This window comes from Arcticibacter svalbardensis MN12-7, assembly GCF_000403135.1.
GTDB classification, from domain to species: Bacteria; Bacteroidota; Bacteroidia; order Sphingobacteriales; family Sphingobacteriaceae; genus Arcticibacter; species Arcticibacter svalbardensis.
The window spans coordinates 1-3,506 of the sequence record NZ_AQPN01000026.1; the positions used below are offsets into that span (position 1 = coordinate 1).

Here is a 3,506-nt window from a genome sequence, read left to right on the forward strand (position 1 = left end):
AGTTAAGGTGTTACCCTTTTGAATTATGTCAATCTGGTATGGTTTCTCCTAAAGTGTTATCCTTAGTTTCAAGCCCTTCATTCTGTTTGCCTTAAGCCTTGCGCTTTCAGCGTTTTGTTATCCCCGATTTGGGATTGCAAAGGTAAGAAGCTTTTTTGTATTTGCAAGAAAAAAATTACTTTTCTTTTTGCTCCTCTTTCTATTCTCTCTTCATCTTCCGCTCCGCCTCGCGCTTTGCTTTTTCCCCTTCGATTTGGGATTGCAAAAGTGCACATTCTGTAGCAATACTGCAACTATTTCTCAGTCATTTGCTCAGAAATACAAGCCCTAATCTTAATGAACAGACAGGGACGCTTATCCGACAGCCTGTTAACAGGTGAAAATAAAATGAAATAATTGTTGATTTAATGTATCGCAATTGCGATTTCAGCAGATAATAATCCCAATCCATACAGATTATCAGGAATCAAGGGGCGATCTTAACAGCTAATGCAACAGGAATAAAGTATAATTAGCTTAACAAATTATTCAATATACCTATATTCTGCCCAGATACCAGCTTTAAAATATTTTATAAAAACATCCGTTGTGTGATTTAAATAGGATAAAAACATGAAGGAATTAGAGAAAAACAAGTTATACATATTGCTAAAAAACAGTAACTTAACAGAGTATCCAAGCTTTCTTCCATGCACAACCTAAAAATTAATTTCGTAAAGATTCTTGATATATGCAAATCCGCAATGGCTGATATGTTATTATCAGATGGAAACTTTTTCAAGTATAGACATTTATCTAAACTATCTGATATTGAAATGGTTGCACTATCTATTACCTCCAAGACATTGTGGATTGATTCAGAAAACTTGTTGTTTTCTAAGTCAAGAACCGAATATCAGGAAGATTTTCCAATCTGATAGACAGATCAAACTATAATCGAAGACGCAAAAGGCTACAGGATTATATTGCCCTGGTAGCTCAGCCTATGACAGAAGTAATCAGTGCGGATGATCATCAGTATATTATTGATTCCATTCCAATACCGGTGTGTCAGAATGTAAGGATTTCAAGAACTAAAATCTGTAAAGAAGATCAGGTAAAACCATCCAGAGGCTACCATGCTTCGCATACGCTTCATTATTATGGGTTTAAAATGGAACTCATTACTTCTAAAGCAGGAGTACCTGTTTTCATGGAAATTACAGCAACAAATGTGCATGATGTGAATTACTTATCTCAGCTGGAAAAGCTGTAATCCTCTGATTGTGTGTTAATTGCTGATAAAGAATATTTATCTCTTCCTTACCAGACATCATTATTCGAGAAGGAGAAAATTAAGCTTATTACGCCATTAAGAAATAATATTAAGAAGCGAATATCCCTTTGAAATCCACCATACAGATACACAAGAAAGCGGATCGAAACTTTGTTTTCTCAACTTTGTGATCACTTATTTATCAAGAGAAATTATGCCAAATCTTAAAATGGGTTATTTACCAGAATGTGTTCTAAAATAAGTAGTGTAACGTGTTGTGCGATTAAAAAAAGAGTATATAATTTAATTAAGGGAGGACCTCCCTTAAAAGAAATTAGTGCTCCCATATAAATAGTTTCCGTTCAAACTGCTATTAACATGATTCTGTTTTTATATGTAAAGCTGTAAGAGATTACAAGTATTGTTATTAAAAAAGCTAATTTTATCGAATCAATACCCATCAATTAAATTTTAACCATGAATCTTATTCGCAGGTACTTTCTATCCTTGTCTTTATTATTATTCATTCATGCTGCATTCGCGGCTAAAGTTGATACTGTTAAAACCTTTAGCACTGCCATGAACAAAACGATTAAAGCAGTTGTAATCAGACCAGATTCATATGCTAAAAACAAAGTGTATCCCGTGTTTTACCTGCTGCATGGTTATGGTGGTAATTATGCAAGTTGGGTAAATAGTGTTCCTCAAATTATACAAGCTTCTGATACCTACCAAATGATTATTGTATGTGCTGATGGAGGCATTGGCAGTTGGTACTTTGATAGTCCTCTTGATTCAAAATGGAAATATGAAACTTATGTATCCAAAGAACTTGTTTTTTGGGTTGATGGAAATTACCATACTATAAAATCACCGGCAGGAAGGGCTATTGCTGGTTATAGTATGGGCGGACACGGTGCTCTATACCTGGCTATCCGTCATCAGGATGTTTTTGGTGCTGCAGGAAGTTTGAGTGGAGGTGTCGATTTTAGGCCATTTCCTAAGAATTGGGAAATAGCACGGCGACTTGGTGCCTATGCTGATTATCCTGAAAACTGGGAGAAAAATACAGTCGTAAATATGCTTCATCAGATAAATCCAGGGGCTTTAGCGCTTATAATCGATTGTGGTACAGAAGACTTTTTCTATCAGGTGAATAAAGAGTTACATGATAATTTACTGGAGCTTCGTATTCCCCATGATTATATTAGTCGCCCAGGAGCACATAATTGGCCCTATTGGGGAAACTCTATCGACTTTCAGATGTTGTATATGAATAAATTTTTCCATAGGACCCAGTAATAATTAACTCATTTGAAACAACCACTGCTTAAAAAAAACAATCGCCTAATTTGGGTAGAACGGGTGTCTAGGTTATTAGACGACCAGTTTAGGATCCCAGGGACGCAATTTCGTTTTGGATTAGATCCAATCATCAATCTTATTCCATTTGCAGGTGATATCTCCGGATACCTATTATCTTCTATTTTGGTATTAACCATGGTGAAAAGTGGTGTAAGTAGGAAAGTGGTTATTTTAATGATCCTTAATATCTTGGTCGATGCTGTAATTGGTGCAATACCTTTCATTGGTAATATTTTTGACTTTTATTACAAAGCAAACACGCGTAATATAAAACTGCTTAAAGAACATTATCAGGAAGGTAAACATGAAGGAGGTGGAACAGGAGTAATTATAGTGATTTTGTTCTTTCTAGTTCTTATACTAGCGTTATTTATTTACCTGACCATAGTATTTACCGGATGGTTTATAAATCTATTTTAATAAGCTAATTCTAAGAATAATACGATTATTAGTTAATGGAATTAAATTCTTATTTTAGTATAAATTAATTAACAATTAATTGAGGGGTTAATTAATTGTTATAGTTATTATAAATAATGAGGCGTATTTTAATATTTGACGACGATGTGGATATTTTAGATATTCTAAAATATCTTCTAAATGAGAAGGATTGGGATGTTTATACGCGCGGTACTTGTAATGATCTTTTGGAAACAGTTGCAGAGTGTAATCCTGATATTATCTTAATGGACAATTGGATTCCTGATACAGGAGGCATCATTGCGACACAGATACTTAAAAAGCACGATCAGTTTAAAAATATCCCTGTTATCTATTTCTCTGCTAATAATGATATACAATCTCTTGCAAAGGAAGCAGGTGCAGACTGTTGGCTGGCCAAACCATTTGACTTAAACGATCTAGAGAATATGCTCGAGTCCTATAC

General features: G+C 34.6%; 4 protein-coding genes. All 4 read left to right on the forward strand.

The genetic code is table 11. From position 1 onward, the window contains the following. The first annotated feature begins 985 nt into the window (after positions 1-985). Positions 986-1,255, forward strand: a complete 270-nt coding sequence (locus ADIARSV_RS03630; RefSeq protein ID WP_016194020.1) for a transposase — start codon at positions 986-988, stop codon at positions 1,253-1,255. A gap of 477 nt (positions 1,256-1,732) precedes the next feature. Beyond that, positions 1,733-2,557, forward strand: a complete 825-nt coding sequence (locus ADIARSV_RS03635; protein WP_016194021.1) for an alpha/beta hydrolase — start codon at positions 1,733-1,735, stop codon at positions 2,555-2,557. A 12-nt stretch (positions 2,558-2,569) separates the two neighbouring features. Further along, positions 2,570-3,040 (forward strand): DUF4112 domain-containing protein, encoded by a 471-nt coding sequence (locus ADIARSV_RS03640; RefSeq protein ID WP_052016939.1) that lies wholly within the window; start codon positions 2,570-2,572, stop codon positions 3,038-3,040. Between the two features lie 116 nt (positions 3,041-3,156). Then, a partial coding sequence (locus ADIARSV_RS03645; RefSeq protein ID WP_040298990.1) for a response regulator occupies positions 3,157-3,506 on the forward strand: 350 nt, incomplete at its 3' end.